This window comes from Bradyrhizobium sp. (assembly GCF_049798375.1).
Lineage (GTDB): Bacteria > Pseudomonadota > Alphaproteobacteria > Rhizobiales > Xanthobacteraceae > Bradyrhizobium.
This window is the reverse complement of record NZ_JBARGP010000441.1, coordinates 1-24,138: the sequence shown is the minus strand read 5'-3', so window position 1 is coordinate 24,138 and position 24,138 is coordinate 1. Positions and strand designations below refer to the sequence as shown.

Annotated in this window: 26 protein-coding genes and 2 pseudogenes; 10 read left to right on the top strand and 18 right to left on the bottom strand. The window is 64.6% G+C overall.

The annotated features are described in order from the left end of the window. On the top strand, positions 1 to 366 hold a 366-nt coding region (locus tag WA702_RS18445; RefSeq protein ID WP_425111969.1), incomplete at its 5' end, for an SPOR domain-containing protein. Positions 367 to 614: 248 nt separating this feature from the next. On the opposite strand, the gene WA702_RS18440 is transcribed toward WA702_RS18445, so the two are convergent. From WA702_RS18440 to WA702_RS18430, 3 genes are all read right to left on the bottom strand, one after another. After that, positions 615 to 1,325 (bottom strand): DnaJ domain-containing protein, encoded by a 711-nt coding sequence (locus WA702_RS18440; RefSeq protein WP_425111968.1) that lies wholly within the window; start codon positions 1,323 to 1,325, stop codon positions 615 to 617. 114 nt (positions 1,326 to 1,439) lie between these two features. After that, positions 1,440 to 2,327, bottom strand: a complete 888-nt coding sequence (locus WA702_RS18435; RefSeq protein ID WP_425111967.1) for an alpha/beta fold hydrolase — start codon at positions 2,325 to 2,327, stop codon at positions 1,440 to 1,442. Positions 2,328 to 2,642: 315 nt separating this feature from the next. Beyond that, positions 2,643 to 3,566, bottom strand: a complete 924-nt coding sequence (locus WA702_RS18430; protein WP_425111966.1) for a division plane positioning ATPase MipZ — start codon at positions 3,564 to 3,566, stop codon at positions 2,643 to 2,645. A 261-nt stretch (positions 3,567 to 3,827) separates the two neighbouring features. On the opposite strand from WA702_RS18430, the gene panC reads away from it, so the two are divergent. Continuing rightward, entirely contained in the window at positions 3,828 to 4,691 is an 864-nt protein-coding gene (gene panC / locus WA702_RS18425; RefSeq protein WP_425111965.1) for a pantoate--beta-alanine ligase, read from the top strand. Positions 4,692 to 4,745: 54 nt separating this feature from the next. Here panC and WA702_RS18420 read toward each other — a convergent pair whose 3' ends face one another. From WA702_RS18420 to mgtE, 10 genes are all read right to left on the bottom strand, one after another. After that, a complete protein-coding gene (locus WA702_RS18420) occupies positions 4,746 to 5,186 on the bottom strand; it encodes a DUF1489 family protein (RefSeq protein ID WP_425111964.1) in 441 nt (146 codons plus the stop codon). 16 nt (positions 5,187 to 5,202) lie between these two features. Then, positions 5,203 to 6,174: a hypothetical protein gene (locus tag WA702_RS18415; protein WP_425111963.1), complete on the bottom strand. Its 972-nt coding sequence runs from the start codon at positions 6,172 to 6,174 to the stop codon at positions 5,203 to 5,205. A gap of 7 nt (positions 6,175 to 6,181) precedes the next feature. Then, on the bottom strand, positions 6,182 to 6,430 hold the full coding sequence (locus tag WA702_RS18410; protein WP_425111962.1) for a hypothetical protein: 249 nt from the start codon (positions 6,428 to 6,430) through the stop codon (positions 6,182 to 6,184). Between the two features lie 176 nt (positions 6,431 to 6,606). Next, entirely contained in the window at positions 6,607 to 6,798 is a 192-nt protein-coding gene (locus tag WA702_RS18405) for a hypothetical protein (protein WP_425111961.1), read from the bottom strand. A 270-nt stretch (positions 6,799 to 7,068) separates the two neighbouring features. Continuing rightward, the gene (locus tag WA702_RS18400; protein ID WP_425111960.1) at positions 7,069 to 7,437 is read right to left on the bottom strand and encodes a YidB family protein; all 369 of its coding nucleotides are present in this window, start codon (positions 7,435 to 7,437) and stop codon (positions 7,069 to 7,071) included. 112 nt (positions 7,438 to 7,549) lie between these two features. Further along, positions 7,550 to 8,209, bottom strand: a complete 660-nt coding sequence (locus tag WA702_RS18395; RefSeq protein ID WP_425111959.1) for a glutathione S-transferase family protein — start codon at positions 8,207 to 8,209, stop codon at positions 7,550 to 7,552. Positions 8,210 to 8,270: 61 nt separating this feature from the next. Next, complete coding sequence (locus WA702_RS18390; RefSeq protein WP_425111958.1) at positions 8,271 to 9,146, bottom strand: hypothetical protein; 876 nt, start codon at positions 9,144 to 9,146, stop codon at positions 8,271 to 8,273. Positions 9,147 to 9,290: 144 nt separating this feature from the next. Beyond that, positions 9,291 to 10,109 (bottom strand): aldo/keto reductase, encoded by an 819-nt coding sequence (locus tag WA702_RS18385; protein ID WP_425111957.1) that lies wholly within the window; start codon positions 10,107 to 10,109, stop codon positions 9,291 to 9,293. 119 nt (positions 10,110 to 10,228) lie between these two features. Then, positions 10,229 to 10,528 carry a helix-turn-helix domain-containing protein gene (locus WA702_RS18380; RefSeq protein WP_425111956.1) on the bottom strand — a complete coding sequence of 100 codons (300 nt, stop codon included), beginning with the start codon at positions 10,526 to 10,528 and terminating at the stop codon, positions 10,229 to 10,231. 92 nt (positions 10,529 to 10,620) lie between these two features. After that, positions 10,621 to 12,042: a magnesium transporter gene (mgtE, locus tag WA702_RS18375; RefSeq protein WP_425111955.1), complete on the bottom strand. Its 1,422-nt coding sequence runs from the start codon at positions 12,040 to 12,042 to the stop codon at positions 10,621 to 10,623. Positions 12,043 to 12,169: 127 nt separating this feature from the next. On the opposite strand from mgtE, the gene WA702_RS18370 reads away from it, so the two are divergent. Both WA702_RS18370 and WA702_RS18365 read left to right on the top strand, forming a co-directional pair. After that, complete coding sequence (locus WA702_RS18370; protein WP_425111954.1) at positions 12,170 to 13,009, top strand: polysaccharide deacetylase family protein; 840 nt, start codon at positions 12,170 to 12,172, stop codon at positions 13,007 to 13,009. A gap of 161 nt (positions 13,010 to 13,170) precedes the next feature. Next, positions 13,171 to 14,373 carry a polysaccharide deacetylase family protein gene (locus WA702_RS18365; RefSeq protein ID WP_425111953.1) on the top strand — a complete coding sequence of 401 codons (1,203 nt, stop codon included), beginning with the start codon at positions 13,171 to 13,173 and terminating at the stop codon, positions 14,371 to 14,373. Between the two features lie 21 nt (positions 14,374 to 14,394). Here the strand turns inward: WA702_RS18365 and WA702_RS18360 are convergent, their stop codons facing one another. The 3 genes from WA702_RS18360 to WA702_RS18350 all read right to left on the bottom strand — a co-directional run bounded on the left by WA702_RS18360 (position 14,395) and on the right by WA702_RS18350 (position 17,835). After that, entirely contained in the window at positions 14,395 to 14,766 is a 372-nt protein-coding gene (locus tag WA702_RS18360; RefSeq protein WP_425111952.1) for a hypothetical protein, read from the bottom strand. 279 nt (positions 14,767 to 15,045) lie between these two features. Then, complete coding sequence (locus tag WA702_RS18355; RefSeq protein ID WP_425111951.1) at positions 15,046 to 16,284, bottom strand: NAD(P)/FAD-dependent oxidoreductase; 1,239 nt, start codon at positions 16,282 to 16,284, stop codon at positions 15,046 to 15,048. 54 nt (positions 16,285 to 16,338) lie between these two features. Continuing rightward, entirely contained in the window at positions 16,339 to 17,835 is a 1,497-nt protein-coding gene (locus WA702_RS18350) for an amidase (protein WP_425111950.1), read from the bottom strand. A 195-nt stretch (positions 17,836 to 18,030) separates the two neighbouring features. Here WA702_RS18350 and WA702_RS18345 point away from each other — a divergent pair, with 195 nt between their 5' ends. From WA702_RS18345 to WA702_RS18335, 3 genes are all read left to right on the top strand, one after another. Then, the gene (locus WA702_RS18345) at positions 18,031 to 18,705 is read left to right on the top strand and encodes a helix-turn-helix domain-containing protein (protein ID WP_425111949.1); all 675 of its coding nucleotides are present in this window, start codon (positions 18,031 to 18,033) and stop codon (positions 18,703 to 18,705) included. A gap of 157 nt (positions 18,706 to 18,862) precedes the next feature. Continuing rightward, a complete protein-coding gene (locus WA702_RS18340; protein WP_425111948.1) occupies positions 18,863 to 19,123 on the top strand; it encodes a hypothetical protein in 261 nt (86 codons plus the stop codon). A gap of 207 nt (positions 19,124 to 19,330) precedes the next feature. Further along, positions 19,331 to 19,936: a TetR-like C-terminal domain-containing protein gene (locus WA702_RS18335; RefSeq protein WP_425111947.1), complete on the top strand. Its 606-nt coding sequence runs from the start codon at positions 19,331 to 19,333 to the stop codon at positions 19,934 to 19,936. A 79-nt stretch (positions 19,937 to 20,015) separates the two neighbouring features. Here the strand turns inward: WA702_RS18335 and WA702_RS18330 are convergent, their stop codons facing one another. Continuing rightward, a complete protein-coding gene (locus WA702_RS18330) occupies positions 20,016 to 21,485 on the bottom strand; it encodes a sensor domain-containing diguanylate cyclase (RefSeq protein WP_425111946.1) in 1,470 nt (489 codons plus the stop codon). 506 nt (positions 21,486 to 21,991) lie between these two features. On the opposite strand from WA702_RS18330, the pseudogene WA702_RS18325 reads away from it, so the two are divergent. Further along, positions 21,992 to 22,657, top strand: a pseudogene (locus tag WA702_RS18325) (Crp/Fnr family transcriptional regulator). Between the two features lie 60 nt (positions 22,658 to 22,717). On the opposite strand, the gene WA702_RS18320 reads toward WA702_RS18325, so the two are convergent. Next, entirely contained in the window at positions 22,718 to 22,951 is a 234-nt protein-coding gene (locus tag WA702_RS18320; RefSeq protein WP_425111945.1) for a hypothetical protein, read from the bottom strand. A 615-nt stretch (positions 22,952 to 23,566) separates the two neighbouring features. Between WA702_RS18320 and WA702_RS18315 the strand changes: the two genes are divergently transcribed. Then, positions 23,567 to 23,899 carry a hypothetical protein gene (locus WA702_RS18315; RefSeq protein ID WP_425111944.1) on the top strand — a complete coding sequence of 111 codons (333 nt, stop codon included), beginning with the start codon at positions 23,567 to 23,569 and terminating at the stop codon, positions 23,897 to 23,899. 37 nt (positions 23,900 to 23,936) lie between these two features. Next, positions 23,937 to 24,138: pseudogene (locus WA702_RS18310) on the top strand (CadC family transcriptional regulator); the annotation flags it as partial.

Sequence of the window (24,138 nt, the reverse complement as noted above, 5' to 3'; positions counted from 1 at the left end):
TCGCAGACCATGGCCTATGCGGCCCCGGCGCCGCAGCCGATGCCGATGCAGCAGCAACAGCCACTGCAGCAGCAGGCCTCGCTGCAGGACACCGCCGCCGCGCCCCGCGCAAACGTGACGCGTTCCGGCTGGATCGTCCAGGTCGGCGCGCTGGAGAGCGAAGCGGAAGCCAAGGAGCGCATCGAAGATGCGCGCAGCCACGCCCAGGGCCTGCTGAGCAAGGCCGATCCGTTCACCGAAACGGTGTCCAAGGGCGACAAGACGCTGGTGCGCGCCCGCTTCGCGGTGCTCGACCGTGACCAGGCGGAAGCGGTCTGCAAGAAGCTGCGGCGCGCCGACATCTCCTGCATGACGATGCGCAACTGATACGATCCGAAGCCCTGACGGGCTTCGACATTTAGGACACAGAGCCCGCGCTTTCGCAGCGCGGGCTTTTTCTTTGGCGGTGTCGTGGTCGCGCCAGGGGACCTGCAAACCTCTCGTCAAGAATTTGCCGTTAGAACTTCATTCGCAATGAAGATCGATCACGCCGGACAACGGCGGGCGGCGGGCGTCGACGGAGTGACCGATGACGGCGGCTTTCGGTCTTGTGGCGTGAAGTGGCGTTGCCGGAGTCAGCCGTGATGCGTGCGAAGCAGAGTATCCTTGGCCTCGTTTACCCGGGCGGCGAGATACGTCGTCCCCCCCTGGTCGGGATGCAGTTTCTTTATGAGCGCACGGTGGGCACGCCCGATCTCGTCGCGCCCCGCGCCCGGCTGCAGGCCAAGGATCTGATAGGCCTCCTGTTCCGTCATTTTGGTGCTCGCCGCCGCGCGGCGCTGCCGCCCTGCCGCGTCTCCCTGCGCGTGCTGACGCCAGCCGGGAAGCCGGCCGTCCAGATAGCTTTCAAGTAACGCGGCGCTGCCGCTATCAAGATTGGGGATCATCCCCACGAGCTGCGCCACCTCGAACGCGTCGAGCGAATGTCCGGCATAGGGGCCGGAGATGAAGCGCCCCGAGAGCCGCCCGTTGCGACGGTCCGGCTCCAGCTCGATCAGCTGCGAGCGCGCGGCTCCCGAACTGCTCCCGCCATTGCCGAACAGGCGGCCGAGGCCGATTCGCTCGAGACCTCCGGGCGACCAGCCCAATAATCCGGCGCCGAACAGGCCGAGCGGGATCGCCACCGCGAGCTCACCCCTGATGCCGGTAAAGGCCGCAATCGCCAGACAGCCGACGCCGCCGGCTTTCCTGCCCATCCGCGCCAGCACGGTCGGGTTGGCATTACGCAGCATTTGCAGCAGCAGATAAAGGGTGGCGACGGCAACGAGGCCCGCGATCAGGGTCATGGACCGACTATAGAGCTGCGCCGATAGCCCGCAACCACCCCGTCGCGCAAACGCTGCGGGCTCAACAGCCGCCGCAGCCTGACACTGCGCCGATATGGCAGGAGATCATCGTCCTCAGTGGGTCAGCGGCTTGGCCGGAGCAACCTGCTTTCCGGTCGGGACGAACATCGGGACCGGACCGGGATCGATCAGTGGCGAGACCGACTTCACCGGCGCGACATCGCTCGAGCCGTCAGCTTCAGTGAGGAACTTGTCGAGCATGGCCTGGATCGACGATTTTGCCTCCTCCGGGCCAGTATCGCGCATGTCGTTGTGCTGGAAATTGGTCCGCACCACGGTGATGCCGTCCTTCTCGCAGATGTCGTCGCTCGGGACCACGCCTGGATCGGCCTTGAAGTGCGGATCGTTCGAACGGAACGACAGGATCTTGAACTTGCCGTCGGTGACGAACGGCACCCGCAGATTATCCAGGGTTACGACCCTGCGAACCTCGTCCGGATACTGCTTGGCGAAATACATCGTGATGTCGCCGCCCATCGAATGGCCAACCACGGTCAGGTGGTCGTAGTCGGCGTTCGGCTTGACCTTGCGCATCTGCTCGACGGCGAATTTGATGTTGGCGACACCGCGCTGGATCTGCGCCAGCCGCCCGACATAGATCTCGCCCACCTTGGTCACCATCGGCGCATCGGTCGGCAGGTCATGCTGAATGCTGACAGCCATGTAACCGCGCGCGGCGAACATGTTAGCGAGGAAGGAGTAGTCGGTGAACTTCACGGTGTTGCCGTGATTGAGGATCGCCACCGGCAGCTTGATCATGTCAGCTTCGGCCTGCATCTCCCTGTCGCGGCGGATCGCGACGTCGATTTCCACCAGCCGGTTGTCGCGGGACGCGTCATGGAACCGCAATGTCTCGTGCCTGATCGCCCATTTGCTCGCGGTGAGATAGCCCACCGTGCCCAGGATCAGGACAGAGACCAGAACGATGATTCCACGCTTCATGTTGTTCCTCGGGGTTTACAACCCAAAGTCGCCTGCAACCGGTAAGACTCTCGTGGCCTGTTGTGTTGAATATATGTCACGGCGCTGTGACAGAAAGGCCAAATGTTGTGTCCTGCCCGCTAATCCGTTGTGCATCGCACCTGTTTGCTATGCAGCATAACTGGCTGATGGTCCCGGCAATTGGCCACCTTCTGCAGCCTTTCCTGCCAATTTGACGTGCAAGCTATCACTCAAATTGGAGGCAAAATCAGCGAATCTGCACTGTCCATGGCGTGAAAATATTGCGGTGCACGCTGACACTCGCGAGCGTTCAGCCTAGGCGCTGATGATGTCATGGAGGTCGAGCGGCTTGTCGACCTGGGCGAACCATTCGGCGCGGTTGGCGGCACGGCGGCGACCCCGCTCATCGAGCGGCAGCTTGAGTTGCCGCAGCAGGCTCGTGACCTCCTCCCGCGCCGTGACATGGCCGAGATTGGGCCGCGTGCCGAGCGTCGCCTCGTCGATGTCGTCGAGCGCGGTCAGGCCGCGCGGGAAGAACTCGCGATAGACCACCCGTTCGGCAAAGCCGTCGATTGCGCGGAAGCCGAGCCGCAGCGACAGGTCCTTCAACCCCTCGGCGACCAGCTGCTTGTTGCGCGACCCCAGCATCGACAGCCGGTTGCGGACCACGATCCAGTCGGTGGTCGCGCCATCGACCTGCCGGCGCTTGCGCCTGACGTCGCGAACCATTTCGGAATAGTGACTCTCGCCGGTGACTGCATAGGTCGCGGGATCAACCGTGCCGAGCACGTCGAAATCGAGAAAGCTGTCGTTGATTGGCGTCACCAGCGTGTCGGCCATCGAGTGCGCGAGCCGCATCAGATAGCTGTCGTTCCCCGGCGTATCGATGACGATGAAATCGAAGGAATGCTCGACCGCGGCAACCGCCTCCATGAACTGCTGGAACTCGGTGCTCTCATTGTCGGCGATCTGCATGGTCTGGCCGAGCTTGATGCAGTAATGCGTCGGCAGCTCGAGCCTGAGGCTGGTCCGGCGCGCCCAGGAGCTGCGATTGCTGATGTAACGGGTGAAGCTTTGCTGGCGACAGTCGAGATCGATGGTGGCGACGCGCTGTCCGGCCTTCATCAGGGCGACGGCGATATGCAGCGCAGTGGTCGATTTGCCGGAACCACCCTTCTCATTGCCAAGCACCACGACGTGGGCTGAGCCCGATTGCCCTTGGCTCGTCTGCACCAGCATTATTTGACCCCTTGCGACATCTTCGAGTCACGCCCGCCCGCGGTCAAGTTAAATGCATCATCATGAAGCCGCGACATGACGCGCCGGCCGCTGGCGCAGGCACGAACTAACACGCTGCCGAACCATGGTGAATCCGGCAGAGGGAGCATAGTTAGTTCGGGATGCGCTTGGCGGCGTGTCATCGTCCTTGATAAGGTCGGGCTCAAAGCCGTCAAGATAGAACGCGCAGAGTCGAATTTTCTCCCTGCAGACAGAGCAAAAATGTCACGAACTCCACTGATCGTCCGCAACGTGCCCGCGCTTCGTCGCGCGCTTGACGGCCTGCGCGCGAAAAAGGCAAGCGTCGCGCTGGTCCCGACGATGGGTGCGCTCCATGACGGGCACATGTCGCTGGTTCGCCAGGCGCAGCGGCGCGCCGACAAGGTTGTCGTCTCGATCTTCGTCAACCCGACTCAGTTCGCGCCGACTGAGGATTTGGACGCCTATCCCCGGACCTGGCAGGAGGACGTGGCCAAGCTCGCGACCGAGAATGTCGAGCTGATCTGGCATCCCGATACCAAGGCGATGTATCCCGCGGGCTTCGCAACCCGCATCGTGCCGGAAGGCGCGGCGACCGTCGGGCTGGAAGACCGCTTCCGTCCGCACTTCTTCGGTGGCGTTGCCACCGTGGTCGCCAAGCTGTTCACCCAATGCCGGCCTGACGTCGCGGTGTTCGGCGAGAAGGATTTCCAGCAACTCCGTGTCGTGGCGCAGATGGCACGGGACCTCGATCTCGGTGTCCGGGTGATCGGCGCGCGCACGGTGCGCGAGCGCGACGGCCTCGCGCGCTCGTCGCGCAACGTCTATTTGTCGGACGAGGAGCGCCGCGTGGCACCCGTGCTCTACCAGGCTCTCAAGCAGGTGGCGGCGCGGTTGCGCGCCGGCGGCAAGCCTGAGGCGGCGATCGCCGGAGGCGCCAGGATGATCACGGCGGCCGGGTTGGCGCTCGATTATCTCGAGCTGCGCGACGCCGAGACGCTGGCGCCGGTGACCGCGTCGAAAGGCAATGGCAAGAACGCGGCTCGGCGCCTCCTGGTTGCAGCCACGCTTGGCAAGACCCGGCTGATCGACAATATCGCCGTCTGAAGCTGACGTTTGCCCGCCTTTGGGCCGAAACGGAAGCGACGACCGAGACCCGAACTACAGCAGACCGAGGTCGCGCAGCTCGCGACGCAGCGGTTCCGGCATCGCCGCAACGCCCGTGGCGCTGGTTTTGCCAAGATCGGCCGGCGCCTCATCCGCCTTGAGATAGCGCCAGCCCTGGAACGGGCGCATCGGCCGCGGCGATACCGCGATCACCTTCGGCTGCATCACCAGACGACATCGTCCGATGCCGTCGCTATCGCGGAACGGCTCGATCGCGACGATCTGCTCACGCGCCGCGACCTCGCCGCGAATCACCCAATAAAGCGAGCCGCCGGCGAGGATGTCCTCGACCCGCTTCGGGGTCATTCGGGTGACGTGGACATGACGCTGCGGCAGGCCCTTTTTCTTGGCAGCCAGCATGCGCTCGGCGATCCATTGCTTGAGCTCTTTGACGGACTCGCAGCCGACCGCAAGCTTGATCAGATGAAGGGACATGGTCTCGCGGGGTTACTCATTGCTCGCTGGCGGCAGGCGGCTCGTTCGCCTGAGGCGCGGCCCCAGGCGTTACGGTCATCGGAGGTTTCGGCTTGGGCGCGGCCGCTCTCCTTGCGGGTGCCTGGGCATGGCTCGCGGCAATTGCGGCGGGAGGATGCATGGACGATGTAGGTGCTGCAGCCGCGGGCGCTAACGACCGTGACGCCGACGCGGTGGGCTCCGGCGTCATGATGCTGACGGGCGGGGTCGAGGCCGCGCTCGGAAAGTCCGCATTGGTCGGCTTGCCGGTCGGCATGTTCGGAGCGAAACCGGCCAGCACGCCGACGGTGGACTGCGCTTGCGGCGGCGCATTCCATTGCGAGGCATAGCGCGTCACCAGCCCCTCATAGGTGCGCCCTTCCATGTTGTTGACCAGCTGCTGGTGATCGCTCACCGAGCGGAACGCAACGCAATCGGTCGGGGTGCAATGGTCGCGCGCCAGCAGCACATAAGCCATCAGCCCGTAGCGGTCATGCTCCACCGCGTGGCGCAGCGCCAGGAGATCCGGCGTGATGGCCTTGTTGGCGGCGGAGACATCGCCTGCGGCGGTCAGCCGGGTGATCATGGCGGCCGCGTAGCTCACGGCGGCGGCCGTCGATTCGGCCGAGCCGTACAGGGTCTTCTCGCAGTTTTGCAGCACGAGATCGCCGGCAAGGTCATCGAGGCAGGCGAGCGACGGCGAAGCCGGCGACGGCGGTGCAGCCGCCAGCGCATTGCCGCCGCCGTTGCGGTTGGCGGGATCGAACTCCCGCGTGGTCGATGCCACCGCGATCCCGACGGCCAGCAAGGTGATGACGGTGAGCGCACCATTGGCAACCGATCGCTCCGCCCGCATCAGCGTAATCAGCACGATGATGCCGAAGAAACCTGCAGCCGCGAGCGTCAGCCACATCGGCGAAGCCGGCGAGCTCCAGAGTTGGTCGAGTGACGTGGGCCAGGAAAGGTTCATGACAGGTTCATGCGCGATGGTTCCTCACGCGAGCCGAGCGATCGAATCTGACGATGGCTCCGAATAGCGGTGCGCAACGGACGATGATCAAATCCAAATGGCCACCAAAACTCATTTTGCTCATCACGAACGGTGCCTTGCGGCATCCGCGGGTCATGTCCGGCAGAACATTCCAGTCGCCGGACAGAAGCTCGAATTCAGAGGCCCGAATATAGGCCAATTCCGAACCGCCGGCGCGTGCAGAGTGCCGCAGCACACACGCTATCCCCATCGAACAGCCGGAACTTGCCGGAGCCGTTCACGCCGAGGGATCGCCGACCAGCCCGTGCGGCCAACGGGCCATCAGCCGCACGTCCATTCAATCCACGCCGTGGGTCCGGCGCAAATGCCTTTTCGAAATTGCACGCGATGTGTCGCGCGAGACGACGGAACTCAGGGCTGCGCGAGCTGGCTTTCCTTGGCGACGCGCTCGAAGGCTTCGGTCGAGCTCTTGATGCGATACTGACAATCGTCGCCGTCGGTCGGAAGCTGACGGATGATTTCATAGGTACCGGTGGCGGCCGGACGCGAGACATTGCTCGCGGTGAAGGTGACGGTCGCCCCGATAGGGAATTTGTGCTTCAACGCCCTCTCCTGCTACTCGAACGCCGGCGCAAGGCTCGTGGTCCCGCCGCCCGCGCCGGCTCTTTTATCTATGGCGTCTATAGCATGCGTCGGCGCGGCAAAGCCAGCGCATTGGCGGATAGCCCATACGCGATTTTGCAAGATTTTCAGCAGGATGCCCGGGTATCCAGTAGTTCCGGCAAGGCCTCGGCTGGCCCGGTTTCGGGGGTACGGGTCCTCCGACGCCCGTATGTTCCCTCCCCTGAAAGGAGGAGGGTTCGGAAGGGACAATCAGGCAGCGGGTGGCAGCGTCCCGGCCGGACTAGCGTGGTCGACCGCCTGCGGCAACTGGTGGGCGAGCACCTGGGAGAGCTGATCGATCGGCACGTTGAAGCGCGCCGCAAGCTGCTTGACCACGTCGCTGCCGAGCGCTGCACGCAACTGATCAGCCGTGATCGGCAGGTTGTGGCCCCTCCCGATCCAGGACTTCACCTGGTCGCCGAGCCCGGCCTGCTCCAGCTTGGCGACGATGGCGTTGAGACCACCCTGACCGCCCTGCCCGAGCACCTCGTTCAACACGACGGGCAGTACCGCCGCCTCGAGCTGACCGAGCACACCCTTGAAGGCCGGTGAATTTTCCAGTGAATCGAGAATTCCCATTGGCTCCTCCTCCGTCCTGATCGCGTCCGGGAACAGAGACGGCTTTCCGCAGGGACGTCAAGCGGCGCGGCGACGTCGCGGCTTCATAATCGCGTCAATGTGCGCGGCTGCGCTACTCGTTGTCGAGCCGCGCGATCACCAGGGTCTCGGCCAGCCCGTCCCGCGTCCATTCCGCAAACGCCGGCATGGCCCACATGGTATCCATGTAGGCCCTGGTCTGCGGCGACACCTCGATCGCATAGGTGTGGAAGCGATGCACCACAGGCGCGAACATGGCGTCCGCCGCGCTGAAGGCGCCGAACAGGAACGGCCCCTCGGCCTGGTAGCGGCCGCGGCACTCGGCCCAGATCTGCTCGATGCGCGCGACATTGGCCTTGACGTCGTCGGACAGCGCAATCGCCCGCACCGGACGGTGCAGGTTCATGCCACAGGCGCTGCGCAACGGCACGAAGCCGGAATGCATCTCGGCCGAGATCGCGCGCGCACGCGCCCGCGCCGCAACGTCCCTGGGCCAGATACCCGCAGCCGGAAAACGCTCGGCCCCATATTCGATGATGGCGAGCGAATCCCACACGCTGATGTCGCCGTCGATCAGGATCGGCACCTTTCCGGCAGGCGAGAAGCTCACGATCCGGGCCTTGTCGGCCGGATCGTCGGTGTAGATCGGGGTGAAGATTTCCTCGAAGGCGATGTCGCAGCCACGCATCGCCAACCACGGCCGCATCGACCAGGACGAGTAATTCTTGTTGCCGATCACGAGCTTCAGCGTCATTGCGAACTCACTTCCTTGCGCTGCGATCAAGAGCTGCGCGCTTTGTTGTCAGGATCATACTCTAGTTCGAGAAATCCTGCGGCGTGAAGGACAGCTCCAGCACCCGCCACTCCCGATAGCGATCGGGCGGCAGCATCGTGTAGGGCTGGCAGGCGGTCAGCGCGGCGACGGCCGCCTGTTTCAGCTCGAGCGCCTTGAGCGGGTTGGCCACTTCGATGACGTCGGGCTTGGCGGCCAGCAGCCCATCCGGCGTCATCACTACCCGCAGCTTCACCATGACCTTGTCGGCGGAGGCGATCGATCCCGGCAGCCGCGAACAGCTCCGCAGATGACCGCGGAACGCGGTCACGAGATCGGTTGCCAGATTGCTCGTCGCCGTCGAACCCGCGTCCTTGTCATCATGCGTGTCCGCGGACTTGGCCAGCGGCGGCAGCGCCTCCGGCAGGCCGAGCATCACGCCGTATCTGACGGTGAGATCGGGCTGCGCCGGAATGTAGCCCTGTGCACGCGGCTGCGGCTCCGGTGCAGCCGATGGCATCGGCTCAGGCTGCGGTTCCGGTTGCGGCTGCACTTGAGGCGGCGGCGCCTTGGCCTGCGGCTTCGGGGTCTCGCGCGGCGACGGCTGAGGTTGCGGCTGCAGTGATGGCTGGGACTGCGCCGCCGCCTGCTGCGACGGAGCGGACTGCGGCGACGGCGAAGCGGCCGTATCAGGCAATGTCAGGTCAAGCGACGGGGTCGGAGACGGCGTGGGTGTTGGCGTCGGTGTCGGCTCGGGCGTCTTCTCCGGCTCCTCAGAAACCACATCGACGGCGATCGTGTCCGGCCCGGCCTGCTCGTAAGTGCGCACGTTCGTCGACAGGAAGATCGCGGCAGCGACCAGGACATGGACGAGCGCTGACGCCGCGATCCCCCATCGTATGAACTGCCATCGTTCCATGCTGTTTCATCATGCCCGCGCGCAGCCCGGGTCCATGCGGTACTGTCGCATGGCCGGTCGCTGGCAGGCTTCCTTCGCGCGCGAGGCCCGGGCTCCCCGCACGCCCATTCTCTGCCATAACATAGCGAGCGGCGGAACGTGGCCTCAATCCCATTTCGGAGCGAAGGCGAAATCGGTCATCCGCCCATCGGCACCGCCCATCTGGAAGACCTCGTGCATCTCCTCTACAGACAGCGCGAAATCGAACAGGTCGATGTTCTCCGACAGCCGCTCGATCCGCGAGGTGCGCGGTATCGCCGCGACGCCCTGCTGCACCAGCCAGCGCAGGCAGACCTGCGCCGGCGTCTTGCCATGCGCCCGGCCGATTCGCGCAAGCGTCGCGTCGGACTTGATCCTGCCCTTGGCGACCGGGCTGTAGGCAACCATGGCAAGGCCATGACGCGCGCAGGCCTCGCGCACCTTGGTCTGGTCGAGATAGGGATGGTATTCGACCTGGTTGCAAGCCAGCGGCGCAGGGCTTGCCGCGACCGCCTCCTCGATCAAGGCGACGGTGAAGTTCGACACGCCGACATGGCGCGCCAGCCCGAGCTGCCTGGCGTGGGCGAGCGCGCCGAGTGTCTCCGCCAGCGGCACCTGCGGGTTCGGCCAGTGCAGCAACAGCAGATCAACCTCAGACAGGCGCAAGCGAACCAGGCTTTCCTTGACCGAGCGCTCGAGGTCATGCGGCGCGAAATGCGTGGTCCACACTTTGGTGGTCAGGAACATCTCGTCGCGCCGGACGCCGGAGGCCCGTAAGCCCTCGCCGACCTCACGCTCGTTCTCATAGACCTGGGCGGTGTCGATGTGACGATAACCGAGCTTGATGGCTTGCTCGACGATGCGGGCGCAGGTGCGGCCGCGCAGCTCCCACGTCCCCAATCCGATTGATGGGATGACGGCGCCATTGGCCTCGATCGTCTGCATGGCCGCGCACTCCGAGCGGAGCGGCTTGCCTGCCAGGCAGGAGAACGACATCGGCTGCCCCGATTGGAGCCATTATGTCCGCAGGCCGGCGTGCTGCCAATGACTAAGAGAATTCGCGCTTAAGCTTTGGCTAAGGCGGCGAACGCCGCATCGGGGGCATGCGCGATGACGGTCAGGAGTGCCCTCGCCGGGCCGCGCGGCATCCGCTTGCCCTGCTCCCAGTTCCGGATGGTCTCGACGGGAACGCCGAGCTTGGCGGCGAATTCCTGCTGGGTCAGATCGGCGCGACGCCTGAGATCGCGGACTTCGACAGGACCGGTCGGCGCGGGTGCGACCGAAGCGGTCGGCACCAGCGGACACTCCTGCCCGTCGCGCAGCTCCACGATCCGTCCATCCGCCTTCAGCCGCAACCGCTGCATGATTCCCGCTCCATTCTGATGAGCAGTGTCGCGCAGCCGCGTTAAGGCCCGATTAACGATACAAGTCTTTCAAACGATGCGGTTATTTCAATCTATTTCAAACCGAACCACAGCGTCGCGATGCCGAGGAAGGAGAAGAAGCCGACCACATCGGTCACCGTCGTGACGAAAGTGCCGGAAGCCACCGCGGGGTCGGCCCTCACCCGGTCGAGCACCATCGGAATCAGGATGCCGCCCAGCGCGCCGGCGACAAGGTTGGTAATCATGGCGAGGCCGATCACGATACCCAGCCCCGGCGTCTTGAACCAGGCCATCGCGGCGACGCCGGTGACCAGCGCAAACGCCAGGCCGTTGAGGAGGCCCACCAGGAGTTCGCGCATCACCACACGAAAGGCGTTGCTGGACCCGAGCTCACGGGTCGCCAGCGCGCGCACCGCGACTGTCATGGTCTGGGTCGCGGCATTGCCGCCCTGGCTCGCCACGATCGGCGCCAGCACTGCGAGCGCCACCATCTGCTCGAGCTGGCCCTCGAACAGGCCGAGCACCGAGGACGCCAGGAACGCGGTGGCGAGGTTGATGAGAAGCCAGTTGAAGCGGCCCTTGGCGATGGTCCAGACGCTGTCGGACAGCTCTTCGTCGCCGGAGACACCGCCGAGCGCCTTGAAGTCCTCGTCGGCCTCTTCCTCGATCACGTCGACCACGTCATCGATGGTGATGACGCCGGCCAGGCGATTGTCGGCATCGAGCACGGGGGCGGCGACCAGATTGTACTTGCCGAACATCCGCGCGACCTCGGCGAGATCGTCGGTGACCGAGACGCGGCGCCGGTCCTCGTCGATCAGGTCGCCGAGCGGCACCGGGCGGCGCGCGCGCAGCAGCGCATCGAGCGAGATCGCGCCCTGCCAGTGCCGGGTGCCGTCGACGGCATAGATCTCGTAGAAGCGCTCCGGCAGGTCCGCGGTCTCGCGCATGTAGTCGATGGTCTGGCCAACGGTCCAATCCGGCGGCACCGCGATGAACTCGCTCTGCATGCGCCGCCCGGCCGACCCTTCCGGATAATCCAGGCTGCGCGTGAGCACGTCGCGCTCGGACGGCGGCAGATGCTCGAGGATCTCCTCCTGATCCTCCTGGTCCAGGCCTTCCAGCAGCTCGACGGCGTCGTCGGATTCGAGCTCGCGGACACCTTCGGCGACGGTCTCGGGCTCGAGCTCCTCCAGGATCTCCTCGCGGACCGCGTCGTCGACCTCGTTGAGTGCGGAGAAGTCGAAGTCGGTTCCGGTCAGCTCGACCAGGCGAACCCGGTCCTCGGGCGCGAGCGCCGCGATCAGGTCGCCGAGGTCGGCCTCGTGCAGCTCGGCCACCTCGGCGCGCAGGAACGTCTCGTCCTCGGCGGCGATGGCGGCGGTGATCGTCTCGATGAATTCGCCCCGGATCCGACCATCATCCGTGCGCATCGACGAACGATCGAGTACGACTGCGCCATCGCCATGGGCCACGTCCAATTGCTCATCCATGACGTGCCTCACGAGTTCTAACGGATTGACTTGGATGGGCCAGATTTGGTTCGATTCCTGCTTTCGCAGGACCTAAACCCGCATGACCCGCATTACCTAATCGGCAACACCGGACGCAACGACAAAGATGCCCAAGGACCAGCAGATCAGACGATGGGTAAACGCGGCGAGCGCTCTGCTCGCGCTGGCATTCTCGCATGGCGCGACTGCCGCCCCTGCGCAATGTCCGCGTGAGGGGACGCTCGGCACCGAGCGTGTACTTGCCGTGGATCCCAAGATTTATCCGCGCGTCGGCCTGAAGAGCTTTCCGGATACGTTGCCGCTGCGGGATCACGAGATCGTGCTGACCTTCGACGACGGCCCATCACCGCCGATGACCAACACGGTGCTCGACACGCTGGCAGCGGAATGCGTCCACGCCACGTTCTTCCTGGTCGGCAAGCCGGCATCCGGACGCTCGGCGCTGGTCAAGCGCATCGCCGCCGAGGGCCACACCATCGGCTATCACAGCTATAGTCACGCCCATCTGGCCCGCATCTCACCCGAGGCGGCGGTGGAGGAGATCGACCGCGGCATCGCCGGCGTGGAATTGGCGCTGCACGGGGTCTCGACCACGACGCCCTCGACGCCGTTCTTCCGCTTCCCCTATTTCGAGTCGACCCCGGCCGAGCTCGACCTGCTGCAGTCCCGCGGCATTGCCGTGTTCGGGGCCGACTTCTGGGCCGGCGATTGGAACCCGTTGACTCCGGAGCAGGAGCTGAAGATCCTGATCAGCCGCCTCGAGCAGATCCATAAGGGCATCCTGCTGCTGCACGATCCACAGCGGCGGACGGTGGCGATGCTGCCGGACTTCCTGCGCTATCTGAAGGACAACGGCTACCACATCGTGCACATCGTTCCGGCGTCGGACACGCAGCCGGCACAGAGCGCGGCTACCGCGTCGCATAGCCCGGAACAGAAGGATTAATGCGCCGTTCATGACGGGCCTTCTAACGTCGTCTGCCCGGAGAGCGGTATCTTGCAATTGCGCAACAGCTATCCGGAAACCGGCCTTGCCGCCGATCGCCGGTCGCGGCCGGAGCCCGTTCTTGCTATGGCGATACTACTTTAGGACAAGCGGACGACGTAATGCGCGGTGATCGTTGCTGGAGCGTGGAGAAGTTGAGCCGGATTGCGCTGCTGCTTGGCGCATGTGCCGGCCTGACTGCGACAGGCGCCAGCGCCGCCGACTGTCCGGGCCATCCGGACGCGATCGGCACCTCGCGCGTCCTGGTTGTCGATCCCCGCGAGCATCCGCGGATCGGCGCGATGCAATACAAGGAGACGCTGCCGCTGCACGATCACGAGGTGGTGCTCACCTTCGATGACGGCCCGGTGCCGAAATACAGCAACCAGGTGCTGCAGATCCTCGCCGATCAATGCGTCAAGGCGACCTTCTTCACGATCGGACGGCAGGCGCAGTCTTCTCCCGAGGGCGTGCGCAAGCTCGCCGCGGCCGGCCACACCATCGGCACGCATAGCCAGACCCATCCACTGACCTTCAACAGGATGACCTTGGAGCAGGCGCGGCCCGAGGTCGACCAGGGCATCGCCTCGGTCACGGCGGCGCTGAAGGATCCGTCGCAGCTCGCGCCGTTCTTCCGCGTGCCCGGGCTGCTCCGGGCGGAGGCGGTCGAGGGCTATGTCGGATCGCTCGGCGTGCAGATGTGGAGCGCCGACTTTCTCGCCGACGACTGGCGCAACATCTCCGCCGCCAAGGTCTATGAGCTCGCCATCAAGCGGATCGAAGCCCGGCACAGGGGCATCCTGCTGCTACACGACATTCACGAGCGCACGGTGCAGGCGCTGCCGAAGATCCTGCATGAGCTGAAGGCGCGCGGCTATCAGATCGTGCAGGTGGTGCCCGCCAGCGCCGATCGCCCGGCGACGCCGACTGAGCCACAGGACTGGCTGGTGCACCGTCGCTCCGACGACGTTCCGGTCGCAAAATGGCCTGATATCCCGACGTTCGACTTCGGCAGCGCGACCACGCACCGGAACGCGACGTCAGCCGATTACACCCTGCTGTCCAGCGGGCCGACCACGACGCCGCAGGTCGCGCGCGAGACCGCATGGCCGCTGGTGGCGAGGTTCGCATTCCAGCAGACCACGTCCGGCCTGCCGGTCCCAGCAGCTGATCTGTTCGAAATCCCGGACCCGATGCCGACGCGGCTTGCCAAGCACGAGCCGGTTGCGGCGCAATCGTCCAAGCGTGGCGCAAAGCCTGTGGCTACGCGACGCGCCCCCCGGTTGGCCAGCCTGAAGAAGCCCGCCGCGGAACTCTCGCGGTGACCTGATACGCGCCCGATCGGATCAGGCGGTCACGATCTTGGCGGCGCAGAGAATGACGATGGCGGCAAGGAAGAACAGGTCGATATAGGCTTTCTTCTCGCTGTCCTGGCGGACGACGCTGACTTCGTTGACGACCTGCTTCGACGTGGTTCCCGCGGCCACTTGGCCCAAAGCGTGAAGGATGCGGCGGACTTCGATCTCCAGCCGCTCGATGCGGGCAAAGAACTGGAACGAGCGCAGCACCGTGGCGCTGCGCATGCCGGCATAGACCAGGATCGTCATCGCGAGGACGGCGCGGTTCTGGTAGTTCTCGATGTAGTTCAGGCTCAGATAGGTGACCGCGAGCAGCGCGAAGTTCGACACGACGCGATAGATGAAGGCCAAGAGTCTCATCGGTCCCCCTGCGCGTCCAAGCGCGACCGAAGGGCACGACCCGCCCATTTGTGTCATGGGACGATGTCGGGAACACGCGGCGGCTCGGCGCAATCATTATGATTGGCTAATTCTCGAAGCACTGCCGTTCTACACGTGAAATAGTTGAAGAATGCTTCGCCAGGCCTCGTAGCGCGATACCTTTCGCGTCCGCCAGACGAGGAGGAGAGGCGGAACTCTGCCGTGCAGCCACGGGGGGTCCAACGCAGTCGGAACAGACAAGCTGTTTGATCGCGACGATCACGCACCAAAGCGCGAAGGCGCGCAGGCCTGCACGTCGACATTGGCCGGCTCGCCGCTCATCAGCTCGGCGAGGATCCGCCCGGTCGCGGGTCCGAGCGTGAAGCCCTGATGGCCGTGCCCGAAGTTGAACCACAGGCCATTGTGGCGCGCCGCCGGCCCGATCACCGGCAGCATGTCCGGCATGCACGGCCTTGTTCCGACCCAAGGCTCGGGCTCGACCGGCTTGCCGAGATCGATCAGCGTGCGCGCGGCGGCCTCCGCCTTGGCAAGCTGCACCGGGGTCGGCTTGGCATCCGGACCGGAGAGCTCGGCGCCCGTCGTGATGCGCACGCCCTTGGCCATCGGATTCATCAGATAGCCGAACGCGGCATCGCGCAGCGGCAGATCGAGCGGCGCGCCGCCGCTGTAATGCATGTGGTAGCCGCGCTTGCGCACCATCGGGATGTCGTAGCCGAACGGCTCCAGAAACTCCGGCGACCACGGGCCGAGTGCGACCACAACCGCCTCCGCATCGACCCGGCCTTCTTCGGTCATCACCGACCAGCCGCTACCTTCCTGCGTCAGGCTCGTCGCATCGCCATGCATGAACTTGCCGCCGCGCCGGACGAACAAATCGGCATAGGACTGCGCCAGCGCACCTGGGTCCGACACCGTCCACGGCTCCAGCCATTGCAGGCCACCGAGGCCCGGACTGAGCAGGCCGGGCTCTGCCGTCGCAAGCTCGCTCGCGCTCAGCACCTTGAACTTGACGCCGAACGCATCGTGGATCGCCTCGGCCTCCTTCACCTCCTCGTCGAACTGCGCCTGGGTGCGATGGATGACGCGGAAGCCGTCGCGGCGCACCAGATTGCCGGCGCCGGCGGCTTCGATCAGCGGCTGGTGCTCGGGCGTGGCGCGCCCGATCAGCCGTGAATAGGTCTGCGAGATCTTCTCGTGCCGCTCCGGAAACGAGTTCCACCAATATTGCATCAGCGGACGCAGATGATGCGGCAACGACGCCAGATCGTAATGCACGTCGTTGGTACGGCCGGCGGCGATGTCAAAGAGACCGCTGATGTCATGCGGCATCGCATAGGGGCGCACCGCCTCGCTCTGGATGATGCCGGCATTGCCGTAGCTGGTCTCGCGTCCCGGATCCTTGCGGTCGACCAGCACCACCGACCAGCCGCGGCTCTGCAGATGCAGAGCCGTTGACACGCCCACCATGCCACCGCCGAGAACGATTGCGCTTGCCATGTTCTTGAACTCCAAATGACGTCCGAATGACTGGAGACCGTGCGAACCGCCGCGTCAGTCCCAGGCGCGAAAACCCGGTGCTGACGACAACGGCGGCGCCGCGGCAAGGCGTGCGAGATCAGGCAGCGGGCGACGCAGCTCAGCATCGCCGGCAAACGCGGCTTCCAGCGCGGCCGCGACGCTGAGCACGATGGCATCGCCGCCGCGGGGGCCGATGATCTGCAGGCCGAACGGCAGGCCCTGCTCATCCAGCCCGAACGGTAGGCTCAGCGCCGGATGGCCTGCCAAGGTCACCGCATAAGCGAGCGCCAGCCAGTGGAAATAGGATTTGGTCGGCACGCCGTCGATCTCGGTCGGATAGAGTTCGGCCCACGGCCGCGGGCTCAGCGTGATCGCCGGGCTGATCAGCACGTCGCAGCTTTCGAAGAAGCTCTGGTAAGAGCGATAGATCCGGGTCTGCGCGGCAGCCGCGCGCGAATAATCGTCGAGACGGTAGGCCAGCCCCTCCTCGACATTGGCGCGCACGTTCGGCCCCAGCATCTCGGGCCGCTCGCGAAAATTCTTGCCGTGATTGCTCAGGAAGAGTGCCGCGCGCAGCACGGCAAAGGTCTCGTCGGCCTCGGAGCAATCCGGCGTGCCCTCGCGGCAGTCGGCGACCAAAGGCGCGATCTTCGCTACACGTTGCGCGAACACGCGGCGAACAGCGGCTTCCGTCGGCGCGAAGCCGAAATCCGCGGTGAAGGCGACGCGCAGCTTTTTCAGATCGACCGGCGCCGACGGCCACCAGCGCGCGGGCGCGCCGCGAACCGTCTCGCCCGGCAGCGTGTAGGCCAGGGGATCGCGCCCATCGTCGCTCGCCATCACCGACAGCATCAACGCGAGGTCGGCGACATTGCGCGCCATCGGCCCGTCGGTCGACAGGTTCGACCAGCCATGGGCGCGCTTGTCGCTGGCAACCAAACCGGACGACGGCCGCATGCCGACAATCCCCGAATAGGCTGCCGGATTGCGCAGTGAGCCACCGGTGTCGGAGCCGGAGGCAAGCGGCGCCATCCCGCAGGCCAGCGCCACCGCCGAGCCGCCGGAGGAGCCGGCGGCCGAGCGCATCGGATCGAACGGATTGCCGGTGGCGCCGAACACGGGATTGCGGGTGTTGGCGCCCGCTGCCCATTCCGGCGTGTTGGTCTTGCCGAAGATGATGCCTCCTGCCGCACGCAGCCGCGCCACCGACGCTTGGTCCGCGACCGGGATACTGTCCGCCAGGATCGGGCTGCCATAGGTGGAGCGCATGCCCTTGGTGTCCTGGGTGTCCTTGATCAGGACCGGCAGGCCATGCAGCGGGCCGCGCTCCTCACCGCGCATGATCTCGGCTTCGGCTGCCTTGGCGGCGGCCCGGGCGCCCGGCTCGTCCAAGGTGACGACGGCGTTGACGGCCGGATTGACCGCTGCGATCCGCGCAAGGCAGGCATCCAGCAGCTCGACCGGCGACAACGCCCGGCGCTTCAGCAGCCCGACCAGCTCGACGGCAGTCTTGTCGCAAACGGATGCCATGGCGGCTCTTTCCATCCCCGAAAACTATTTAGCACAAAGGAAAAGACACCGATGCCATGAAAATGCATCAATCGCCTGCGATTCCCGCATAATCCTCGGATCACCCGCGAGTTAATTGAAATATTTGCACTTTCGCGCAAAGATAAGGCCGGATCAGGTAACCCGATCCGCTAAACCGATTTTCCGGAGATCGACGTGGCAGAGACCGGCATCAACGAGTCCGCTTGGACTGAGGGCCCCCACTCCCAGCTCGGCCAATGCCTGAAGGCGGCGCGGCAGGCCCGTGGCCTGACCCTGAAGCAGGTTGCGGAAAAGACCGGCATGGCGCTGTCGACCCTCTCGAAAGTCGAAAACGGCCTGATGTCGCTGACTTACGACAAGCTGCTGCAGCTCACCTCAGGTCTGAAGATGGACATCGCCGAGCTGTTCAGCCCGACCGCCCCTGCCCGGCCGGGTGCGGCGCCCCCGGTCACTGCACGGCGCAGCATCAGCCGCGCCGGCCAGGGCCAGATCGTCAACACGAAGTTCTACACTTACACCTATCAATGCACCGACCTGATCGGGAAGCGGATGGTGCCGATGATCACGGAGGTGCGCGCCCGCACCCTGGAGGAATTCGGCCCGCTGCTGCGCCACGCCGGCGAGGAATATTTCTTGGTGACCCGGGGCACCATCGCTGTTCACACCGAGTTCTACGCGCCCGCGATCCTCAGGGAGGGCGACGGCATCTATCTCGACAGCACCATGGGCCATGCCTACCTCAACGCCGGCGACGCGCCGAGCGCCCAAGGCGTCTGTCTGTGCCAGAGCGATTCGTCCGATCTGTTCGAGCAGTTGCATCGGATCGCGAGCCGCGACGCCGCCTCCTGAAGCGGCTTTTCCCAAGCCGGCGACTTTCTGACGCGGCGCATCGCGAGCTGCGTACAATTCGTGCAACGGCTCGGCAGCGCACGATGGCCGGCCGGCACGGATTGAGTTACACTCGCCGCGCTGGAGGCACTTTCCGAAGCGGTTGTGAGGTGCGCCGATGCCGAGACCGGGAATCACGGGCCATGACGCCTGGGTCGTCACCGAGGCGCTCGCGACCGCGTTGGTCGCGCTGGAACAGTTGCCCGACAAGCACCAGCCGCGCGCCCATATGGATGACCTTCGCAAGCTCCTCGCCTCCGGCTGCGCCCCGGACGCCGTCAGCCTGCATCTCGCCCAGGCCAAATGCCGGCTGTGTCCCGAACGTGATCCGCTGGCGATCTACGAGGAATACGGCATCAACAGCGATGCGTATGGCTGAGTTGTAGCTCCACTTGCATATCGGCGACTTTGCTTCCCGCGTGATCGGCCGGCCATGCCCCCCGCAGATCAGATCCGCTGGCGCCGGTGATCGGCGACGGCCGATCAGCAGCGGCTCCCCGCCGCAGTAGAACTACGGATCAACGATCCCGTTGAGGTTGCGCTAACAAGATTGAGCGAAGCTGCGGCAAATTGAGGAACTTCGCCTATGGCCCTCCACGAACATTTCGCGCTCGACGTGCACGACTTGCTCCAGGAGGATCCCGGCCACTGGGACCGCATGATCGCGGCGGACCTCGCGGCGGAGCTGAAGGATCTGCTGGGCGAGGAGCCATGCGGCATCCCGGAAATCCGCCGCTTCCTCGCCGTCAAGGGCTTGCGCGCGCTCAAGGCCTATCTGCAGGAGGCCGTGGCCGGCAAGACTGGAGAGGCCGCAGTCCGCGCCGTGATCCACGGCATGCGTGACTTCGCCCATCTGCGTCCCGGCATTTCGGCGGCGACCTTCCGCAGCGCGATGACCGACTCGCCCGAGTGGCGGCGGGCGGCCGCCGACCTCGCCGACTGGCTCGCAACCCTGCTCGCCGATATCGGCCTGACGGCGTCATCCGGCCAGGATGCGCTTCGCCTGATCCGCGCCTTCGTCCGCGGCTTCGTCATCCACGAGATGCAAGGCTCCTTCATCGACAACGCCGACCTCGACGACAGCTTCGCCTTTGGCGTCGAGATCCTGTTGCGCGGATTGAAGGGCGGAGAGATCGCGACGGCACCGCGGATCGATTCTCACAGGCGATCCGATGCGGCCGGAAATGCCTGATGATCCGACGCCGCGGCGGGATCAGCTCGATCGATTGACGCCTCCGGCGAAGCGCCTCAATTGATTTCGCAGCGGCGGGTCACGCCGCTTCCCGCTGCTTCGTCGTGGACGCCGGCACAGCCTCGGCCGTCGGATGCACCGTGAAGATGTTGCGTCCCAGCGCTTTGGCTGCATAGAGCGCAGTATCGGCCATCTCCACGAGCCAGGTCCATTCTGAATGCTGTTGGCCCGGATACAACGCCGCGATGCCTGCGCTGATTGTGACGATGCCGAAGCTGCTGGCTTCGTGCGGGATGGCGCAGGACCGCACGGCGGTCAGCACGTCGTTCACGATTTGCACGGCACCGGCAATATCCGTTTCCGGCAGCACGATCGCGATTTCCTCCCCGCCATATCGCGCGGCCAGGTCGCCCGGCCGCCGCAGGACGCCCTGGACCGTTTCACTGATCGCGCGCAGACACGCATCGCCCGCCGGATGACCATAGCCATCGTTGAAGCTCTTGAAGAAATCGATATCTACCATGATCAGCGAAAGCGGCCGAGCGTTGCGGACGGCGCGCTTGAATTCGCGCTCGATCGTCTCGTCGAAGCAGCGGCGATTGGCGATCCCGGTGAGCCCGTCACGCAGCGCATTCAGCTGCGCCGCCCGATTGGCCCGCTCGACCTTGTAACTGAGCACCCCGATCAGGATCAGGAGGCATAGCATCATCACGCCGTCGGCGCGCAGCTGCGCCCGCCATTCGTCGAGAATGACGTCGCTGTCCTGCGCGACCGCCGCGACCATGGGATAGTGCGACAGATGACTGTACGATCCGACGCGACGGATGCCGTCCGCGGGCGATACATATTCCGTCGTGCCGGCTGGCAACGCCATGAGCGCGTCCAGTTCGCTGCTGCCGAAAGAACTTGGACTGCTGGCCAGCAACATCCCACTGTCCATGACCAGGTTGATCGAGGCACCCGACTTGTCCTGGACGGACTCGAATAGCTTGCGGAAAGAGTCCATCGAGACGCTTGCCACGACGACCCCGGCGAAACCGCCGTCCGGAGCGTTCACGCGGCGCGAGACCGTCACGTTGGTCGAACCGTCAACCTTGCTCTTCACCGGCACGCCGACGAATACGTCTTGCCTGTCGTGCGTGCTCAACACGCGGAAGTAGTCGCGCTCGCTGTAATTGATGCCCGTGGGATGCGGCACCAGCGATTTTACGACCGCATTGCCGTTCCTGTCGATCAGACCCATTTCGTGAATGGCAGGCAATGCTGCGGCAAGCGACGTCATCAACCCATGGAGGCGCGCGAGGCTTTCCGGGGTGGCCCCCTCCGCCTCGACCCGCTGCACCAGGCTGGACACCACGCTGTCGGCGGTCTTGAGGGTCGTGTCGATCTGATGGGACAGCGATTCAGCAAGGCTCGCCGTGACGATCCTGGCACCGTGCAGGCTCGCTTCGCGCACATGCCACATCTGCCAAGCCTCGGTTCCCATTAGAGCCGTGGAGAGACAGAGCGCAAAGACGAAAGTCCAGCTCAGCCAGGACGACCGCACCATTGCAGTCGCATGCGGAGCGGCTCGCCGAGAGCATGCTGTTAGTTGGCCGGGCATGATCGCAAGCGTAGGCACCGCAGCACGAAGGTCTGCTTAATAAGATTCAGACAATTTGCCCCGCATAATTACGGATCATCCCTCGCCGCATGCAATGGCCGGATTCCGTGTTTGCGCCCGATGAGCCTGATATGGTTAGCAAACCTTCGGCGGTTAACCTGTGATATGGCCCCGCCTCGGATAGGCTGCTTGCCAGCCGTGAACGGCGACACGATCGGATCTGCCCGCCCCCTTCGCGAAGATGAACAACCTGAACAGAAAGCCCGCGGCAGCACCATATTTCTCGTTTTCCCAGTGGGCCGCCCGCACTTCTGTTCACTTTCGAACAATCAGCTCGCCGGAACTTTCGTAGGATGCGCATTCCATCCGCTACAGGAGACTAACGAGATTCATGCCTTGGCGATTGGAAGTCGGCCGCGAGAAAGCGGCCGGCCAATAACCTTCTTGAGCGGATCAGCCGGGACGATTTTCAGCTCATTGCTCCTCACCTCGTCGATACCGAACTGGCCGCCAACCAGATCCTCTACAATTCCGGCGACACTGTCAGCACCGTGTACTTTCCCTGTATGGCCAGTTCAGCCTCCTTTGCGTGTCGTTCGAGGAAGGTCGAGAGGTGCAGACCGTTCTGATCGGGCGCGAAGGCGCGGTGGCGGTGTCATCAACCGAAGTCGTCTGCCGGCCTATGTGCGTCTGGAGGTTCGGTCCGGAGGCACGTTCGCCCGCCTTCCGGTCAATGCCCTCGAGGCGGCGAAGGCGCGTTCAGCATCGCTGAGGGCGTTGTTCGACCGCTATGCGGACTGCTTCGTCGCGCAGCTTCTGCAGGAAATGGCGTGCAATGCCGTCCATTCGATCGAGCGGCGCGCTGCCAAACCGTCGGCAGGATGGAGGCTTCCGACGATCGGGTGGTCCCGCTCACGCATGAGCAACTCGCCTCGTTCCTGGGTGTCGGCCGGAGCTACGCCACTCGGGTCCTGCACGATTTCAGGCGGCAAGACATCGTCGACACCGGCCGAGGCGCAATCGTCGTGAAGGACGCGGCAGCCCTGAGGCGAAAGGCATGCTGCTGCGACACATGGGTCAAGAAGCACTTCCGAGATGTGCTCCGCCCCAATGTCTAACATGTGATCCGGAACGCCAAGACCGACAAGCCGCCGATCCATTCCATCCGGCTCATGCGCTCACACCCGCATCTGGGTAATTTCCAGATATGAGACGATTTGCAGCAAGGCTTCCAGGGTCGCCATGAGGTTGCGCGCCTCATGGATGACGGCGACCGTCGTGTCCTGCCAGGGGCCGTTGCGATGGCGGGTACCGCGCCTGACGTCGCCGCTCTCTAGCGTTCCGAGCTCTGCCTTGACGCGGTCGAGATGCGCCTCGATGCCGCCCTTCAAAGCCGTCCAGTTCACTGCCAATGTTTGCCTACTCCACGACCGCCCCGTCTGCGCCTTTAGGATGGCGGAGGTCCGCCAACAGTCCACTAGTGCACAATCGGCGGTCGAAAGTGTCGCGTCTCGACCGAGACGTGGCACATCTTCAGCATTGCTCAAGCGCTCAGCGGAGCCTGGAGGAGTTGACCCGACGGGCAAAGCACTCGAGCGACATCACTGTCGGAATACGCGATCGGCCCGTCATTCCCAGGGCGCTTCATGCACGATTGGCCTGTCAATAGCTCGCGCCGAAAAGCTCATTTCATTAGCCTGTCCAAGCAGATCATCCTCATGCCCGGGCTGGCCGACAAAATTTTACTTTCGCGATCAGCAGAGCTCGGACGCCAAACGCGCCGCGAGACCGCGGCTTCATGCCACGCCCGCGCATCTGTCCTATGGAAATTGCAATCGCCCAACTTCGGGAATGGCTGATGGCGAGTGATCCAACGCGAACGGCGTTGCACTGCACCGAAAGACCGCCAACAGGCTCATGCGACGGTGATTGCGCGCGCGTCTCGATCGGCGGCATAAGACGCTGTGCCGACTGCGGTGCATGAAGCGGCGCCACACCCTTTGGTTCGATGTTGCCGACGGCCGAGCATGGCAGGCAGCCTCTCGGCATCGGCGCATTGGACCAGCTCTGACTTCGTGGTGCAGGGCGAACTGCATGGCGGCGACCACAGCTGGGACCTGCACGCACGCCTGATCGAGGCCCGTACCGACGAGGTTCAAGCGGTTGCGACCGCTTCGACCGGTGTCGCCGAACCTGACACACAGCTTCTGCAAACACGGCTTGCGGCGGGTACTGGCTACACGCTTGCGCTTCGGCTCAACGCGCAGGTGGAACGTGGAGAGCACGACGGGACGAGCCACAGCGCTTCACCGGCCAGCGCAGCCAAAATTGTCATCGAGCAGGCTCTTGCATCGAATTAATCGGACGACACGCGAGCGTTTTGCCATCGCCCAGACCATGCTGGAAGATGCGATCGTCATCGAACCTGACAACCTCGATCTGAAACTCGCCCTCGCGACGCTTCAGTTGCGCGGGATTCAGATGGAGTGGTACGGCCCGGCCGAGCGCCCGTCCATGGAGAGCGGGATCCGATCGCTGCTTGAGCACGCATTGCGAGCCAGGCCGAATTACATTCCGGTGATGGATGCCTATTGCCGGC

What these genes read in the sequence shown, in the direction of transcription:
- WA702_RS18415 (WP_425111963.1), bottom strand. Translation starts at nt 6,174, where the DNA reads ATGAACCTTTCCTGGCCCACGTCACTCGACCAACTCTGGAGCTCGCCG.
- WA702_RS18400 (WP_425111960.1), bottom strand. Translation starts at nt 7,437, where the DNA reads ATGGGAATTCTCGATTCACTGGAAAATTCACCGGCCTTCAAGGGTGTG.
- panC (WP_425111965.1), top strand. Translation starts at nt 3,828, where the DNA reads ATGTCACGAACTCCACTGATCGTCCGCAACGTGCCCGCGCTTCGTCGC.
- mgtE (WP_425111955.1), bottom strand. Translation starts at nt 12,042, where the DNA reads ATGGATGAGCAATTGGACGTGGCCCATGGCGATGGCGCAGTCGTACTC.
- WA702_RS18395 (WP_425111959.1), bottom strand. Translation starts at nt 8,209, where the DNA reads ATGACGCTGAAGCTCGTGATCGGCAACAAGAATTACTCGTCCTGGTCG.
- WA702_RS18340 (WP_425111948.1), top strand. Translation starts at nt 18,863, where the DNA reads ATGCCGAGACCGGGAATCACGGGCCATGACGCCTGGGTCGTCACCGAG.
- WA702_RS18380 (WP_425111956.1), bottom strand. Translation starts at nt 10,528, where the DNA reads ATGCAGCGGTTGCGGCTGAAGGCGGATGGACGGATCGTGGAGCTGCGC.
- WA702_RS18360 (WP_425111952.1), bottom strand. Translation starts at nt 14,766, where the DNA reads ATGAGACTCTTGGCCTTCATCTATCGCGTCGTGTCGAACTTCGCGCTG.
- WA702_RS18365 (WP_425111953.1), top strand. Translation starts at nt 13,171, where the DNA reads ATGCGCGGTGATCGTTGCTGGAGCGTGGAGAAGTTGAGCCGGATTGCG.
- WA702_RS18350 (WP_425111950.1), bottom strand. Translation starts at nt 17,835, where the DNA reads ATGGCATCCGTTTGCGACAAGACTGCCGTCGAGCTGGTCGGGCTGCTG.
- WA702_RS18330 (WP_425111946.1), bottom strand. Translation starts at nt 21,485, where the DNA reads ATGGTGCGGTCGTCCTGGCTGAGCTGGACTTTCGTCTTTGCGCTCTGT.
- WA702_RS18390 (WP_425111958.1), bottom strand. Translation starts at nt 9,146, where the DNA reads ATGGAACGATGGCAGTTCATACGATGGGGGATCGCGGCGTCAGCGCTC.
- WA702_RS18420 (WP_425111964.1), bottom strand. Translation starts at nt 5,186, where the DNA reads ATGTCCCTTCATCTGATCAAGCTTGCGGTCGGCTGCGAGTCCGTCAAA.
- WA702_RS18435 (WP_425111967.1), bottom strand. Translation starts at nt 2,327, where the DNA reads ATGAAGCGTGGAATCATCGTTCTGGTCTCTGTCCTGATCCTGGGCACG.
- WA702_RS18370 (WP_425111954.1), top strand. Translation starts at nt 12,170, where the DNA reads ATGCCCAAGGACCAGCAGATCAGACGATGGGTAAACGCGGCGAGCGCT.
- WA702_RS18440 (WP_425111968.1), bottom strand. Translation starts at nt 1,325, where the DNA reads ATGACCCTGATCGCGGGCCTCGTTGCCGTCGCCACCCTTTATCTGCTG.
- WA702_RS18385 (WP_425111957.1), bottom strand. Translation starts at nt 10,109, where the DNA reads ATGCAGACGATCGAGGCCAATGGCGCCGTCATCCCATCAATCGGATTG.
- WA702_RS18430 (WP_425111966.1), bottom strand. Translation starts at nt 3,566, where the DNA reads ATGCTGGTGCAGACGAGCCAAGGGCAATCGGGCTCAGCCCACGTCGTG.
- WA702_RS18315 (WP_425111944.1), top strand. Translation starts at nt 23,567, where the DNA reads ATGGCAGGCAGCCTCTCGGCATCGGCGCATTGGACCAGCTCTGACTTC.
- WA702_RS18335 (WP_425111947.1), top strand. Translation starts at nt 19,331, where the DNA reads ATGGCCCTCCACGAACATTTCGCGCTCGACGTGCACGACTTGCTCCAG.
- WA702_RS18355 (WP_425111951.1), bottom strand. Translation starts at nt 16,284, where the DNA reads ATGGCAAGCGCAATCGTTCTCGGCGGTGGCATGGTGGGCGTGTCAACG.